The sequence below is a fragment of the Aeromonas sp. s7(2024) genome, assembly GCF_040907825.1.
GTDB classification, from domain to species: Bacteria; Pseudomonadota; Gammaproteobacteria; order Enterobacterales; family Aeromonadaceae; genus Aeromonas; species Aeromonas veronii.
Genome location: NZ_JBFOCM010000019.1, coordinates 106,131 through 121,689, shown reverse-complemented (window position 1 = coordinate 121,689; position 15,559 = coordinate 106,131). Strand labels below are relative to the sequence as shown.

Annotated in this window: 13 protein-coding genes and 1 tRNA gene; 6 read left to right on the top strand and 8 right to left on the bottom strand. The window is 58.6% G+C overall.

The window, feature by feature from the left end; genetic code table 11:
* Nucleotides 1-100: 100 nt before the first annotated feature.
* The 5 genes from phoU to tadA form a co-directional block, all read right to left on the bottom strand.
* Nucleotides 101-811 (bottom strand): phosphate signaling complex protein PhoU, encoded by a 711-nt coding sequence (gene phoU / locus AB5Y73_RS08535; RefSeq protein WP_005334097.1) that lies wholly within the window; start codon nt 809-811, stop codon nt 101-103.
* An 85-nt stretch (nt 812-896) separates the two neighbouring features.
* Nucleotides 897-1,715 (bottom strand): phosphate ABC transporter ATP-binding protein PstB, encoded by an 819-nt coding sequence (gene pstB / locus AB5Y73_RS08530; RefSeq protein ID WP_107685163.1) that lies wholly within the window; start codon nt 1,713-1,715, stop codon nt 897-899.
* A 133-nt stretch (nt 1,716-1,848) separates the two neighbouring features.
* Nucleotides 1,849-3,498 carry a phosphate ABC transporter permease PstA gene (pstA, locus tag AB5Y73_RS08525; protein ID WP_005359546.1) on the bottom strand — a complete coding sequence of 550 codons (1,650 nt, stop codon included), beginning with the start codon at nt 3,496-3,498 and terminating at the stop codon, nt 1,849-1,851.
* A 32-nt stretch (nt 3,499-3,530) separates the two neighbouring features.
* Nucleotides 3,531-5,768, bottom strand: a complete 2,238-nt coding sequence (locus tag AB5Y73_RS08520; RefSeq protein WP_019446689.1) for an ABC transporter permease subunit — start codon at nt 5,766-5,768, stop codon at nt 3,531-3,533.
* Nucleotides 5,769-5,972: 204 nt separating this feature from the next.
* A complete protein-coding gene (gene tadA / locus AB5Y73_RS08515; RefSeq protein ID WP_107685178.1) occupies nt 5,973-6,512 on the bottom strand; it encodes a tRNA adenosine(34) deaminase TadA in 540 nt (179 codons plus the stop codon).
* Between the two features lie 255 nt (nt 6,513-6,767).
* Here tadA and AB5Y73_RS08510 point away from each other — a divergent pair.
* The 4 genes from AB5Y73_RS08510 to aceA all read left to right on the top strand — a co-directional run bounded on the left by AB5Y73_RS08510 (nt 6,768) and on the right by aceA (nt 10,891).
* Nucleotides 6,768-6,844 (top strand) — tRNA-Pro (locus tag AB5Y73_RS08510).
* Nucleotides 6,845-7,067: 223 nt separating this feature from the next.
* Complete coding sequence (locus tag AB5Y73_RS08505) at nt 7,068-7,208, top strand: hypothetical protein (protein ID WP_005334106.1); 141 nt, start codon at nt 7,068-7,070, stop codon at nt 7,206-7,208.
* A gap of 688 nt (nt 7,209-7,896) precedes the next feature.
* Nucleotides 7,897-9,504 (top strand): malate synthase A, encoded by a 1,608-nt coding sequence (gene aceB / locus AB5Y73_RS08500; RefSeq protein ID WP_107685162.1) that lies wholly within the window; start codon nt 7,897-7,899, stop codon nt 9,502-9,504.
* 73 nt (nt 9,505-9,577) lie between these two features.
* Nucleotides 9,578-10,891 carry an isocitrate lyase gene (gene aceA / locus AB5Y73_RS08495; RefSeq protein WP_005334111.1) on the top strand — a complete coding sequence of 438 codons (1,314 nt, stop codon included), beginning with the start codon at nt 9,578-9,580 and terminating at the stop codon, nt 10,889-10,891.
* Nucleotides 10,892-11,083: 192 nt separating this feature from the next.
* On the opposite strand, the gene hda is transcribed toward aceA, so the two are convergent.
* The 3 genes from hda to upp form a co-directional block, all read right to left on the bottom strand.
* Nucleotides 11,084-11,785: a DnaA inactivator Hda gene (hda, locus tag AB5Y73_RS08490; protein ID WP_279499472.1), complete on the bottom strand. Its 702-nt coding sequence runs from the start codon at nt 11,783-11,785 to the stop codon at nt 11,084-11,086.
* Between the two features lie 102 nt (nt 11,786-11,887).
* Nucleotides 11,888-12,907 (bottom strand): DUF2066 domain-containing protein, encoded by a 1,020-nt coding sequence (locus tag AB5Y73_RS08485; protein ID WP_107685161.1) that lies wholly within the window; start codon nt 12,905-12,907, stop codon nt 11,888-11,890.
* Nucleotides 12,908-13,057: 150 nt separating this feature from the next.
* Complete coding sequence (gene upp / locus AB5Y73_RS08480; RefSeq protein WP_005334115.1) at nt 13,058-13,684, bottom strand: uracil phosphoribosyltransferase; 627 nt, start codon at nt 13,682-13,684, stop codon at nt 13,058-13,060.
* A 176-nt stretch (nt 13,685-13,860) separates the two neighbouring features.
* Here upp and purM point away from each other — a divergent pair, with 176 nt between their 5' ends.
* A complete protein-coding gene (gene purM / locus AB5Y73_RS08475) occupies nt 13,861-14,898 on the top strand; it encodes a phosphoribosylformylglycinamidine cyclo-ligase (protein ID WP_021231046.1) in 1,038 nt (345 codons plus the stop codon).
* Complete coding sequence (gene purN, locus AB5Y73_RS08470; RefSeq protein WP_019446697.1) at nt 14,895-15,533, top strand: phosphoribosylglycinamide formyltransferase; 639 nt, start codon at nt 14,895-14,897, stop codon at nt 15,531-15,533. Before purM ends, purN begins: the two co-directional genes overlap by 4 nt.
* Nucleotides 15,534-15,559 lie beyond the last annotated feature (26 nt).

The window sequence follows — 15,559 nt, the reverse complement described above, 5'->3', positions numbered from 1 at the left end:
TGCGTTGAAATACAGAACCCCCGATGCGGTACATAAGGGGTTCTGAGTAGAGAAATGCTAGTTGAAAATGTGTAAACCTATTTCAGGACTAGACATCCGGTTAGCCCTTGCCCAGCAAGGTGCCCAGATCGTCCGCCTTGGTGTGGCGCACATCCTTGCCTTTCACGTAGTAGACGATGTACTCGCAGATGTGCTGGCAGCGATCGCCGACCCGCTCGATGGCTCGCGCCGCCCACAGGACGTTGAGCACCTGGGGGATGGTGCGGGGATCTTCCATCATATAGGTCATCAGCTCACGGATGATGGACTCGTACTCCCGGTCTACCTTGTCATCTTCTTTGTAGACCGCCAGCGCTGCATCCAGATCCATGCGGGCGAAGGCGTCGAGCACATCGTGCAGCATCTTGATGGTGCGACGGCCCATGTTCTCCAGCGACACCAGCGGCGGCTGCGGCTTGTTGGCGTTGTCGGTCAGCATGCGGGCGATCTTGTCGGCCACGTCGCCAATGCGCTCCAGATCGGTGATGGTCTTGATGATGGCCATCACCAGTCGCAGGTCGGAGGCCGTCGGCTGACGCTTGGCGATGATGCGGGTGCACTCCTCGTCGATCGCCACTTCCATCGCGTTGACCTTGTGGTCGTTGGCCACGATCTTGCGCGCCGCATCGAGATCCTGATCATGGATCGCCGCAATGGCGTCGGTGAGCTGCTGCTCCACCAGACCGCCCATCACCAGCACCTGGTTGCGCACGCTCTCTAGCTCGGCATTAAACTGACCGGAGATGTGTTTATTGAGGTTCATATTGTCCATACAAATAATCCTTGATTGCTCCGATTATGCCTTAGCCGTTGAACCGACTGCCAATCTGTTTGCTGAGATTCATCCTCTCCTCTCCTTAGCCGTAACGACCGGTAATGTAATCTTCGGTCTTTTTCTTGGCCGGGGTGGTGAAAATGGTGTTGGTATCCGAGTACTCGATAAGCTCGCCCATATACATAAAGGCGGTCTGATCCGACACGCGCGCAGCCTGTTGCATGTTGTGAGTTACGATCACCACGGTGAACTGGCTCTTGAGCTCGTTGATCAGCTCCTCGATGGTGAGGGTGGAGATGGGGTCGAGCGCCGAGGTCGGTTCATCGAGCAGCAGCACTTCCGGCTCGATGGCAATGGCGCGGGCAATCACCAGACGCTGCTGCTGACCACCGGAGAGACCGAAGGCGTTGTCATGCAGACGATCCTTCACCTCGTCCCACAGGGCCGCACCGCGCAGGGAGCGCTCGGCGGCCTCATCCAGGGTGCGGCGATCGTTGATCCCCTGCAGGCGCAGACCATAGACCACGTTCTCGTAGATGGACTTGGGGAACGGGTTCGGGCGCTGGAACACCATGCCCACCTGACGGCGCAGGGCGGAAACATCAATGCTCTTGTCATAGATGTTGTGGCCGTGCAGTTGGATTTCCCCCTCGATGCGGCAGATCTCCACCAGATCGTTCATCCGGTTGATGCAGCGCAGCAGGGTCGATTTGCCACAGCCTGACGGGCCGATAAAGGCGGTCACCTGCCCTTTGGGGATCTTCATGTTGACGTTGAACAACGCCTGCTTGCTGCCGTAGTACAGGTTGAGATCCTTCACCTCCAGCGCGGTCTGCTCCGGGGTCAGGTTGAGCAGGTCCAGCGCGGTGTGCTGGGTAGACGTGGTCGTTACGTTGATCATCTGTTACCTCAAAATCTATCTGGAGTGGCCGGACAGCTGCCGGCGCCCCTCACGTATTGGTGCAGAGAGATGGCGGCTCGCGCTCGGCCGCCCCTCTGTTATCTCACTCTTGTATCACTCAAGCGGCGCCGAATTAATGCTCCAGCGACCGGAATTTCTCGCGCAAGTGGTTACGAATACCGATAGCGGTCAGGTTCAGACCCACGATCACCGTCACCAGCAGGAAGGAGGTGGCGTAGACCAGCGGGCGGGCCGCCTCGACGTTGGGGCTCTGGAAGCCGACGTCATAGATGTGGAAGCCCAGGTGCATGAACTTGCGCTCCACATGCAGATACGGGAAGTTGCCATCCATCGGCAGGGTCGGTGCCAGTTTCACCACCCCCACCAGCATCAGCGGCGCCACTTCACCGGCTGCACGGGCAATCGCCAGAATAAGGCCGGTCATGATGGCCGGGCTCGCCATCGGCAGCACGATGCGCCACAGGGTCTCGGCCTGGGTGGCACCCAGTGCCAGCGAGCCCTGACGGATGGTGCTCGGGATCCGCGCCAGCCCCTCTTCGGTGGAGACAATCACTACCGGCAGGGTCAGGATAGCCAGGGTCAGCGCCGACCAGATCACGCCGGGTGAGCCAAAGGTCGGGCTCGGCAGCGCTTCCGGGTAAAACAGCTGATCCAGCGAACCACCGAGCGTGTAGACGAAGAAGCCCAGACCAAACACGCCGTAAACGATGGAGGGCACGCCCGCCAGGTTGATCACCGCGATGCGGATGATCTTGGTCAGGCTGTTCTTGCCCGCATATTCGTGCAGGTAGACTGCCGCCACCACCCCCAGCGGGGTCACGATGATCGCCATCAGGAACACCATGAACACAGTACCAAAGATGGCCGGGAACACCCCGCCCTCGGTGTTGGCTTCACGGGGATCGTCAGAGACGAACTTGCCGATCTGGTGGAACCAGTGACCCACCTTGGCCAGCAGGCTCATGTCGTTGGGCCATACCACGTCCAGTACCTTGGACATCGGCATGGTCACCAGCTCGCCACGCATATCCTTGACGGTGATGGCGTCGCGATCGGCTTGGCTACGCAGGGAGAAGAGCTCTTTTTCCAGCACCTGATAACGATCGTTGAGGGCCTGACGCTCGCTGGCCAGTTCGGCTTTGAGCTGATCGGTCAGCTTGTCATCCAGCTCGGCCTTGCGCTCTTTCAGGCGCAGCCGCTCCAGTTGATAGTTGATGCTGCCGATGTCCCCTTTTTGCAGATCGTTGGCCTGTTCGGAGAGGGCATTGGCTCGCGCCAGCACCCGCTGCAGGGCAGGATGCAGATCAGAGGTGAGCTCGCGGCCATCCTCTTTCACCCCAACGATATAGCCATAGAAGTTGCCGTTGGTGGCACGCTCAACCATGGCCAGCTCGGCTGGCTGGCTCTGGGACTTGATGTCCGTCTCCAGCACCCAGCGAAAATCGAGGTCAACAAACTCGCGGTTGCCGGTCTTGACCAAATAGCGGGTCAGCAGCTCGCGCTCTTCCCCTTCCAGCGCCAGACCTGCGGCGCGCAGTCGCTCCACCGGAACCTGCTCGCGATCGTTGATTTCGCCGATCAGTACGCTCTTGTTGCCACTGGCGTCTTCCAGCTGCCACTCATAGATGGGGTGCGGCCAGAAGTAGACCAGACCACGCCAGCCGATCAGCAGCAGCAGACCCAGTACCGCCACCAGACTCAGGCTGACGGCACCGCCGGTCATCCAGATCCAGGGGGCCCCTGATTTAAACCACTTACCCATTGTCGATTCCTTGTCCATTACAGAGTCGCCCCTTACATCGAGCTGTATTTTTCACGCAACCGCTGACGGACAAACTCGGCCAGGGTGTTGAACAAAAAGGTAAACACAAACAGGACGAAGGCCGCGAGGAACAGTACCCGATAGTGGGAGCTGCCCACTTCCGATTCCGGCATCTCCACCGCGATGTTGGCGGCGAGGGTGCGCAGCCCCTGGAACATGGAGAAGTCCATGATGGGGGTGTTGCCGGTAGCCATCAGCACGATCATGGTCTCGCCCACGGCGCGGCCAAGCCCCATCATCACCGCAGAGAAGATGCCCGGGCTGGCAGTGAGGATCACCACCCGGCTCAGGGTCTGCCACGGGGTGGCCCCCAGTGCCAGCGAGCCCTGGGTCAGATGCTTGGGCACCGAGAAAACCGCATCTTCAGCAATGGAGAAGATGGTGGGGATGACCGCAAAGCCCATGGCGATACCGACCACCAGCGAGTTGCGCTGGTCAAACTTGATACCCATTTCGTGGGTCAGCCAGATGCGCGAATCGCCGTGCATAAAGGCATTCTCGATGAGCGGGCTCAGGGCGAAGGCCCCCCAGCCAATCAGCAGCAGCACCGGGATCAGCAGGATGGCGTGCCACCCCTCCGGCAGCCAGGACTTGCCGCGCTCCGGCAGATAGTTCCAGAGCAGTGCAGTCAGCAACATCCCCATCGGCAGCAATATCAGCAGCAGGATCACCCCGGGCAACGCCCCCTCGATGATCGGCGCCAGCCACAGACCCGCCAGGAAGCCCAAGATAACAGTCGGCAGCGCCGCCATGATCTCGACCGTCGGCTTGACGTATTTGCGCAGCCCCGCCGACATGAAGTAGGCGGTATAGATGGCACCGGCCACGCCGAGCGGTACAGCAAACACCATGGCGTAGAAAGAGGCTTTCAGCGTACCGAATACCAGCGGCACCAAACTCAGCTTGGCTTCAAAGTCGTTGCTGGCGGAGGTGGATTGCCACACATACTGGGGCTCCGGATAGCCTTCGTACCACACCTGTTGCCAGAGTGCAGACCAGGTCACTTCGGGGTGTTCGTTCTCCACCGAGAAGAGCTTGAAGCTGTTCCCTTGCTGCATCAGCAACAGGTTGTGACGGGGGGAGATGGCCAGGGCAGAGAGTTCGCCCCCTTCCACCGTCTCGGTCAGCAGCTTGGTCTCGCCAGTGGCATGGAAGAAACTGATGATGCCGTCCTTGTCGGCACTGATGAAGCCTTTGCGAAAGTGCTCGGGAGTCAGCAGATCTACCGCGCCATCGCCCTTGAAGTCACGAATTTGGGTGAACTGGCGTTTGCCATCCTTCGCCACTTCGAACCACTGTGAAATCACGCCGTTGTCATTACCCACCAGCAGTGAAGAGGCGCCGGAGAGCAGCTGAACCCGGGTCACATTGGCGTTGGGGGCATTGATCTCCAGCACGTTGCGCAGGGAGATTTCGCTCAGGTTATGAATGTCATAGACGGAGAGGCGATTGCCCTCGCGCACGAACAGGATCCGCAGATTGGGGGTCAGCAACATCTGATCCACATGGCGCGGCAGGGAGGGAATCGTGTAGTTTTCACTGCTCCACTCAATCTCCCCGGAGATGAAGTTCTCCTCACCGCTCATCACCGTCATCACACCACGACCATCTTCGGTCACGGCGGCGGTCGCCATCTTGTCCTTGGTGGCTTCGAACACCATCAGTTGCAGTGCCTTCCCTTGCGGGTCGATCACCACCGGCTCTTCGCCGAAGGGATATTGCAGGCTGGGTTCAATCACCCGCACATCGTTGGGATAGGAGACCTTGAACGCTGGCTGGACGACCTGCGCCTTGCCATCGGCAAAGCCGTAGGCGATCAGCCGCTGGCCAGGTGCCGGGGTCGCTACCGTGGTGATGTCACCAGCAACCTGGGCCTGACCCAGTGACTGGCCGACCTTGATCTTGTCATCTCCCTGCACCGCAAAGAAGTTGACCTGCCCTTTATCGCTGAAGCGATAGCCGATCTCGTTCTGCTCTTCCACGCCGAGCCAGGCGGTCTTCCCTGCGGCAGGCAGGGTAAACGAGGCGGTCGGCTCCATGGAGGCGCCATTGAAGATGGGTTTCACCACATAGAGCAGATAAAAGAAGATGAGCAGCAGCGCCACCAGTACCAGGGCTCCGCCTGTGGTGACGCCATATTTGGCCAATTTATCCTTGATCCGGCGTTTTCTACTGCCCGCCATGACCAGGTTTAACGATTCCGATGACATGCAAGACCTCAATGTAAGCTAGGCTTCGCGGCATTATATGGCGGTTGCATGACAGTTTTGTTACATCGAGAACGCTTTAACAGAGGTTGTTAGCGGAAAAATGGGCGGGGATTCCTTCGAAGGCGGGCGAGCGTAATATATTGTTTATAAAGGGATATTTATGCAGATAATCAGCAAGGGCAGCCTGCGCTGCCCCCGAATGGTTCAGGAAAGGGTATCGTTTGATTGTTGCAGCGCCAGTTTGGCCGCCTTTTTCTCGGCGCGACGGCGCTTGAAGAAGGCCGACAACTGGGCCGAGCAGGCATCGGCCAGCACACCGCCGGTCAGCTCGACGCTGTGATTGTGGCGCGGGTCCTGCAAGATCTCGAACACCGACCCCGCGGCACCGGTCTTGAGATCTCGGGCGCCGTAAACCACCCGCTTGACCCGGCTATGGATCAGCGCACCGGCACACATACAGCAGGGCTCCAGCGTCACATAAAGAGTGGTGTCGAGCAACCGGTAGTTCGCCAGCTGCTTGCCCGCCGCCCGGATTGCCATCACCTCGGCATGGGCACAGGCATCGTGTTCGCTGATGGAGCGGTTCCACCCCTCTCCCACCACCTGACCATCCAGCACCAGTACGGCACCGACCGGGATCTCGCCAATCCCTTCGGCCCGGGCGGCCAATGCCATGGCATGGCGCATCCACTGTTCGTCCTGCTCGGTCTGACTCGGTCTCTCTGGGACCTCTGATGGTTTCACGCCCATCCCCTCTTTATATTGTTCAATTGTGCTGTTTGCATTCCAGCTATCCACAACTGTCAGATAATTCCATAGATAGCAGGCATGATAGCTCGCGGTGACAGGGCGGCGATTATGCCAAATCTGCACGTCAGACCCAAGCCACATCCCGACTGAGCAATAAAGAAGCAATCGGCATCTCTATGATAAAAAAGGAGTTGCACCCGTTTGGCCATGCTATTAGACTTCCTCCCCGTCAGCCGAGTCTGACTCCGTCGGTGTGTAGCGCAGCCAGGTAGCGCATCTGCATGGGGTGTAGAGGGTCGGAGGTTCGAATCCTCTCACACCGACCATTTTCCCCGAGAATAGCCCAGTCAAACGACTGGGCTATTTTTTTGCCTCCGATTTATCCTCCTGAGGATGCCTACCTATCAAGCACAAAAAACACTCAGAACCACTTGAATCTTTTTGCCGAACTCATTAAGATGCGCAACTTTCCGCCGGTAGACAACACAGGGAGGTGGAAACACGAGTGAAGGGATCACTGTCCGGCTTGCGTGCAACACAGGACCAGGCATGAACCAGAACACCGATTTCGCACCCGCCATTACGCTTTATTCCGTTCCTCACGACACCCCTTGCCACACCGAAAGCGAAAATGAACAGGTCATCCAGCTGGATGTGATCGATCTTGCCGAACCGGATGATGACTATTGAGCCCGGCCAGATGGCCGCTCAATCACTGGGGCATCACCTGTTCAACACACTCAGTTTCACACCCTTGGCGAGAAATCTGCAAAAAACGACAAACTGCTAATTCTATCAAGGATGACAGTATTATTGACTGATGCGTCTCCACCTTTCCTCTCCAGCATCCCCCCCGACAATTGATACAAACCTACGTTATTGCGCTTCACTTTCCATCGTTGCAACCGCTGGTGCCAACAGAGCCTGCATCACCACACCAAGTTTAAAACGCACGTTCACCAACTAGGTCTAGCAATAGCAAAACATTCATTGCCACATTCAAACGCAATTTATACAGCTGTTTTGGCAAAGCCTGGAGTTAGGTCGGGATTTGTTTTTGCATTTGTAATTTTATTACGTAATAAGTTACAAAATGAGGGGCAGGGTAACGGCCCAAATTAGCCGTTGTCCGATGGGAAAAAGCAGGAGCATAACCATCTGCGTAGAGCTTTTACACCAACCAAATAAAGCAATAAAAAACATCAACTTAACCATACTCAAAAAACAGGTGTTTAAAAAAAACTGTTGACGTACTCAACAATATTTCGCACCTTATCAATCGTGTTACCCCGTTGTTGCGGGAACGTTTCAGGAACAGGGATTCGACTTTAGTCGTAGTTAGTAAGTTCAAAATGTAATTCTCAAAGGAGTGAACCTTATGTCGGCACCGGCTCAGACCCACTGCAGCGCCCGCCTTCGCATCCAGGGCGAGATGCTGCCCGAATACGCGCAAATTCTGACGCCGGACGCGGTGGCTCTGGTCTCCGAACTGGTGGAACGTTTTGCTCCCCAAAGAGGGGAATTGCTGAAACAACGTGTGGCACGCCAGGCCCGTATCGATGGCGGCGAGCTGCCGGACTTCCTGCCGGAAACCGCCCACATCCGTGAAGGTGACTGGACCATTCGCGGCATTCCCGCCGACCTGCAAGACCGCCGTGTGGAGATCACCGGCCCGGTAGAGCGCAAGATGGTGATCAACGCCCTCAACGCCAACGTCAAGGTGTTCATGGCGGACTTCGAGGACTCACTGGCCCCCGCCTGGAATAAGGTGATCGAGGGCCAAATCAACCTGCGCGATGCGGTCAACGGCACCATCTCTTACACCAGTCCGGAAGGAAAGGCTTATACCCTGAACGCCGATCCGGCCGTCCTCATCTGCCGGGTGCGCGGTCTGCACCTGCCGGAAAAACATGTCACCTTTGATGGCGAGCCGATCCCCGGTGGCCTGTTCGATTTTGCCCTCTACTTCCTGCACAACTATCAGGCGCTGCTGGCCAAAGGCTCCGGCCCCTACTTCTACGTGCCCAAGTTGCAGAGCCATCTGGAAGGGCGTTGGTGGAGCGAAGTGTTCGCCTGGACCGAGGACAAGTTCGGTCTGCCCCGCGGCACCATCAAGGCCACCGTGCTGATTGAAACCCTGCCGGCCGTATTCGAGATGGATGAGCTGCTCTATCAGATGAAGGATCACATCGTTGCGCTGAACTGCGGCCGCTGGGACTACATCTTCAGCTATATCAAAACCTTGAAGAACCATCCGGATCGCGTCCTGCCTGATCGTCAGGTGGTGACCATGGACAAGCCGTTCCTCTCCGCCTACTCGCGGCTGCTGATCAAGACCTGTCACAAGCGCGGTGCGCTGGCGATGGGCGGTATGGCCGCCTTTATTCCGGCCAAGGACGCTGCCGTCAACGAGCAGGTCTTCGCCAAGGTCAAGGCCGACAAGGAGCGCGAAGCCAACAACGGCCACGACGGTACCTGGGTCGCCCACCCTGGCCTCGCTGATACCGCCATGGCGGTATTCAACGCCACCATTGCGGCTGGCGCCAAGAACCAGATTGGCGTGCTGCGCGAGCAGGATGCCCCCATCACCGCCACCGACCTGCTGGCCCCCTGTGAGGGCGAGCGGACCGAAGCAGGGATGCGCACCAATATCCGGGTTGCCCTGCAATATCTGGAGGCCTGGATCAACGGCAACGGCTGCGTGCCCATCTACGGTCTGATGGAAGATGCCGCCACCGCCGAGATCTCCCGCACCTCCATCTGGCAGTGGATACGCCACGGCAAGAGCCTGTCGAACGGCAAGGTGGTGACTAAGGAGCTGTTCCGCCAGATGCTGGACGAGGAGCTGGAGGTGGTCAAAGCCGAGGTGGGCACAGCACGCTGGCAGACAGGACGCTTTGCCGAGGCAAGCGAGCTGATGGAAGAGATCACCTGCGCCGATACCCTGATCGATTTTCTGACGCTGCCCGGTTACGAGCGGCTCTGAATCACGGGCCCCCAGCGGGGCTCGCCAATAACAAGTCAATGGAAACGTGAAATCAATGAAAGAGGGAACTGATATGGCACTGACCCGTGAGCAACAGATCCAGGCTATCGAGAAAGACTGGGCGGAAAACCCCCGCTGGAAAGGGATCAAGCGCGGCTACAGCGCCGAAGATGTGGTGAACCTGCGCGGCAGCTTGCAGCCGGTGCACACCCTGGCCCAGCGTGGTGCCGACAAGCTGTGGGGTCTGATCCACGGCGACGCCAAGAAAGGCTATGTCAACTGCCTCGGCGCCCTGACCGGCGGTCAGGCGGTGCAGCAGGCCAAGGCGGGGATCGAGGCGATCTACCTCTCCGGCTGGCAAGTGGCTGCAGACAACAACTTGTCCTCCACCATGTATCCGGATCAGTCCCTCTACCCGGCCAACTCGGTACCGTCCGTGGTGGAGCGCATCAACAACTCCTTCGCCCGTGCCGACCAAATCCAGTGGGCCAACAAGGTTGGGCCGCAGGATGAGGGCTTTATCGACTACTTCCTGCCGATCGTGGCCGATGCGGAAGCCGGTTTCGGTGGCGTGCTGAACGCCTTCGAACTGATGAAGGGGATGATTGAAGCGGGCGCCGCCGGCGTGCACTTCGAAGATCAGCTGGCATCGGTGAAGAAATGCGGCCATATGGGCGGCAAGGTGCTGGTACCGACTCAGGAAGCGGTACAGAAGCTGGTTGCAGCCCGTCTGGCAGCCGATGTGTGCGGCACCACCACCCTGGTGATCGCCCGTACCGACGCCAACGCCGCTGACCTGCTGACCACTGACGCTGACTCGTACGATGCAGACTTCCTGACTGGCGAACGCACTGCCGAAGGGTTCTACAAGGTGCGTGCCGGTATCGATCAGGCCATCGCTCGCGGTCTGGCTTACGCCCCCTACGCCGACATGGTGTGGTGTGAAACCGCCAAGCCGGATCTGGACGAAGCGCGTAAATTTGCCGAAGCAATCAAGGCCAAGTTCCCGGATCGCATCCTGGCCTACAACTGCTCCCCGAGCTTCAACTGGAAGAAAAATCTGGACGATGCCACCATCGCCCGCTTCCAGCAGGAGCTCTCCGACATGGGCTACAAGTACCAGTTCATCACCCTCGCGGGTATCCACAACATGTGGTTCCACATGTACGAACTGGCCTACCAGTACGCCCGTGGCGAAGGGATGAAGCACTACGTCGAGATGGTGCAGGAGCCGGAATTTGCCGCCGCCAGCCGTGGCTACACCTTCGTAGCCCACCAGCAGGAGGTCGGTACCGGTTACTTCGACAAGGTGACCACCGTCATTCAGGGTGGCCAATCCTCGGTCACCGCCCTGACCGGCTCCACCGAAGAAGATCAGTTCCACTAATAAGAGAGCTGCCTTGAAATAGCAAAACCCCGGCCTGATGCCGGGGTTTCTTTTTGAAAGGCCCTTCTCCCGAAGGGAGAAGGAACAAAGCGATAGAACCTCTTCACGGTCTGTGACGAGAGGTCGTCAGCAAGGTGAAGAGCAGCACATGAGCCTTGCTCACGGCCTCGCAGTAAGAACGTGGCTAGGTTCTCAGAGGTCGAGGATCTCTTTGACAAAGGGAATGGTGAGCTTGCGCTTGGCGCGAAATGAGGCGTTGTCGAGCTGATTGAGAGTGGTGAGCAGGGTTCGCATATCGCGGGAGAGTCGGTTGAGCAGGAAGCGGCCCACATCGATGGGCAGTTTGAAGCCCCGCAGCTCGGCACGCAGCTGCAGGGCACTGAGCTTGCCTTCGTCATCCAGCTCTTCGAGATGGAAACTCACCCCCCAGTCGAGGCGCGAAGCGAGATCCGGCAGTTGCAGCCCCAGTTTGCGCGGTGCGCTGCAGCCGGTGACCACCAGCGTCCCCTCGCCCTTCTCCTGCCAGCGGTTGTAGAAATCGAACAGCGCCCGCTCCCACACGGCATTGCCGGCGATCGCCTCAAGGCTGTCGAGACAGACCAGCGGCAAGCTTTCGAGGGCATCGAGCATACTGGGATCGAGCTGTTCAAACTGATCGAGAGAAAGATAGGCAGCCGCCGCATCGCGGGCGTTGACCTCAGCACAGGTGGCGTGGAGCAGATGAGAGCGTCCGGATCCCTTGGCTCCCCAGAAATAGAGGAAAGGCGATCCCTGACCGATGGCCGCATTCTTGAGGGCGGTGATCAGATGAGCATTGTTGCCGGGATAAAAACTGACGAAGGTTTCATCATCCGGTAGTTGTACGGCTAAAGACAGTTGGGCCGGTTGCTTCACTCGTTGGGCTTTGACTGTGACATTTGTGGCTAAGTGTATCATCGCAAAGGCAGATAGAGAACCGCCCGGGCAAGCCGGGCGGTCTACAAAAGCCTTATAAAATCAGGGCTGCGACCATTGGTAACGCAAACCGCTGCCATTATCGTCAACCTTGCGCAAACGACTCTCAAGCTGCAGCGCCCGCACCAGCTCGGCCTGCTCCCCTTGCAGGGTAAAGTTGAAGGTGACCTGGTCCCCCTCCAGTTTGCCGATCGCCACCTTGCTGACGTTGGCCATCCCCTGCAGCATCTTCTGCACGGCGATCATGCTGTCCACTTCGGAGAGGCCATCCACCACCAGGGTCTGGCTGGTTGCCGGACCCGAAATGCGGGCACCGTAGTTTTTCACCAGCCAGGCCGCCAGGGTATCGGCGAACCCTTGCGCCACTTCGGCCTGAGTGCCGGTGTTATTGCCACGGGTCAGCTCGGCCACTTCACCGGCCGCTTTGGGGCCGTAGAGTCCCCAATCGATGCTCCACTTGTCACCTTCCGGTGTCAGCTTGCCCAACACCACCATCTCGGCGCCATAGCGCTGGCTTGCCTGCAAAATCGGGTCGGCAAAGCGTCCCCAGACGTCGGTGGCACTGACCGCCATGTTGTCATCGAGATCCATCAGCGGAATGCTGATGGGTAGCCCCAGCGTCTGGGCCTGCTCGCGCAAGGCTTGCGCCCAACCATCGCTGGATTGATCCGCCAGCAAGCGACGCTCACCCTGATCCACCACCAGCCAGATGGCCATCTGGGGACGCGCAGGGCCAAGCAGGGCAAACTGGCTCTCGGAGACCAGGCTGTTGACCTTATCACTCTTGAACTCGGCTTTCAGATACTTGACGGCGTCCTGATCCTGATAGCCATAGCTTTTGACATAATCGCCCGGGGCCGCCAGCGCCTTGACCACCACCGGCTGGGTGAGGATGTCGCGCTTGCCGGTCACCTTGATCAGCACCTGACCCAGTGCCTGCCCTTGAGCGGCCACCATGTCGCCACTGGTCGGGGCCTTGCCCTGATAGAGGTCGGTCACCTGAGCGGCCGAGGCCATGAATGACAAGCCGCAGCAGAGGGCGGTCACAACACGTTTGAACATGAACAGAGTCTCGAAATGGGAGAGTGTGCTTATGGTAGCGGCAAGGCGCATCCTGCGGCAAGGCTGGCACAAGCGGCCACAAACAGCAGAGCCGGCGATGCGCCGGCTCCGATCACCCCTTCCACATGGGAAGCAGGTTAAAGCATTAAGTTACTTGGTACCGAAGATCTTGTCGCCTGCATCGCCCAGACCCGGCACGATGTAGCCCTTCTCGTTCAGCCCCTGGTCGACAGAAGCACAATAGAGCTCTACGTCAGGGTGTGCGGCTTCCAGCGCCTTGATCCCTTCCGGCGCGGCAACCAGTACCAGCACCTTGATGGATTGGCAGCCTTTCTTCTTCAGCAGATCGATGGTGGCGATCATGGAACCGCCGGTGGCCAGCATCGGATCGATGACCAGCGCCAGACGCTCTTCGATGTTGCTGACGATCTTTTCGAAATAGGGAACCGGTTGCAGGGTCTCTTCATCACGGTAGATACCGACCACGCTGACGCGGGCGCTCGGCATGTGCTCCAGCACGCCATCCATCATGCCAAGGCCGGCACGCAGGATGGGTACGACGGTTACCTTCTTGCCTTTGATCTGGTCAACTTCTACTGGCCCATTCCAGCCATCGATGATAACCTTCTCGGTTTCGAAGTCAGAGGTCGCTTCATAGGTCAACAAACTGCCCACTTCTTTGGCCAGTTCACGGAAACGCTTGGTGCTGATATCGCCTTCGCGCATCAGACCGATCTTGTGTTTGACCAGGGGGTGTTTGACTTCAACGACTTTCATTATTATCTCCTCTAACCTGCCGCAAAAAAATCGCGGAATCATACAACAAAAGCCACCGCTTGTAGAGCATTTCCGCGCAAAAACGCGCAAACGATTTCCTTTCTGGTTTTTCACCGCCACTGTTAGAATACGCCCCGAATTTTACCCTCCACTTCTTTACATGACGGGGAATACTCGTGACTGACAAAACCTCACTGAGCTACAAGGATGCTGGCGTAGATATCGATGCCGGCAATGCACTGGTTGAACGTATCAAGGGCGTGTCAAAGCGCACTCGTCGTCCTGAAGTCCTTGGTGGTCTTGGCGGCTTTGGGGCCTTGTGTCAAATCCCTGCGGGCTACAAGGAGCCGGTACTGGTCTCCGGTACCGATGGTGTGGGCACCAAGCTGCGGCTGGCCATCGACCTGAAGAAGCACGACACCGTGGGCATCGATCTGGTGGCCATGTGCGTCAATGACCTGATCGTACAGGGCGCCGAGCCGCTGTTCTTCCTCGACTACTATGCAACCGGCAAGCTGGACGTGGACACCGCAGCCGCGGTAGTCACCGGGATCGGTGCCGGTTGCGAGCAGTCAGGCTGTGCCCTGGTGGGCGGCGAGACCGCCGAGATGCCGGGTATGTATGAAGGGGAAGACTACGACATCGCCGGTTTCTGCGTCGGTGTGGTGGAGAAGAGCGAAATCATCGACGGCAGCAAGGTCGGTGAAGGGGATGCCCTGATCGCGCTGGCTGCCAGCGGCCCTCACTCCAACGGCTTCTCCCTGATCCGTAAAATTCTGGAAGTCTCCAAAGCCGACGTGCATCAGCCGCTGGGTGACACCACCCTGGCCAACGCCCTGTTGGAGCCGACCCGCATCTATGTGAAACCTGTGCTCAAGCTCATCAAGGAGTGCGAGATCCACGCCCTGTCCCACATCACCGGCGGTGGCTTCTGGGAGAACATCCCCCGTGTCCTGCCCGCCAACACCCAAGCGGTGATCGACGAGCAGAGCTGGCAGTGGCCGGCAGTGTTCAGCTGGCTGCAGCAGGCTGGCAACGTCACCCGTCACGAAATGTATCGCACCTTCAACTGCGGCGTCGGCATGATCATCGCCCTGCCCGCCAACCAGCTGGAGAAGGCGCTGACCCTGCTCAAGGCAGAAGGCGAGAACGCATGGCACATCGGTCATATCGCCAAGGCAGCAGACGGTGAGGAGCAGGTCGTCATCAAATGATGCGGATCCTCGTCCTAATCTCTGGCAGCGGCAGCAACCTGCAGGCGATCCTCGACCACTGCGCCAGCGGCAAGATTGCCGGTGAAGTGGTCGGCGTTATCAGCAACAAGGCCGATGCCTATGGTCTGGTTCGCGCCAAAGAAGCTGGCGTGGCGACCTCCATTCTGGCCCAGCAGCAGTTTGCCAGCCGGGAGGAGTATGACGCCGCCCTGCTGGCGCTGATGGCAGACTATCAGCCTGACCTGGTGGTGCTGGCCGGGTTTATGCGGATATTGAGCGGCGATCTGGTGCGCCATTTCGCCGGCAGGATGATCAATATCCACCCCTCCCTGCTGCCCAAGTATCAGGGCCTGCACACCCACCAGCGCGCCATAGATGCCGGTGACAGTGAACACGGCGCCAGTGTCCACTTCGTGACCGAAGAACTGGATGGCGGCCCGGTGATCCTGCAGGCCCGCGTGCCCATCTTTGAAGGAGACACGGCGGACGAGGTAGCGGCACGAGTACAGGCGCAGGAGCACAGCATCTACCCGCTGGTGGTGCGCTGGTTCTGCGAAGGCAGGCTGCAGATGGTGGACGGCGCTGTGCAACTGGATGGCGCCCTGCTGGGCCTCGCTGGTTACGCCTGCGAGTAAGCAGACGTCTTGTCGAAATGTGAAAA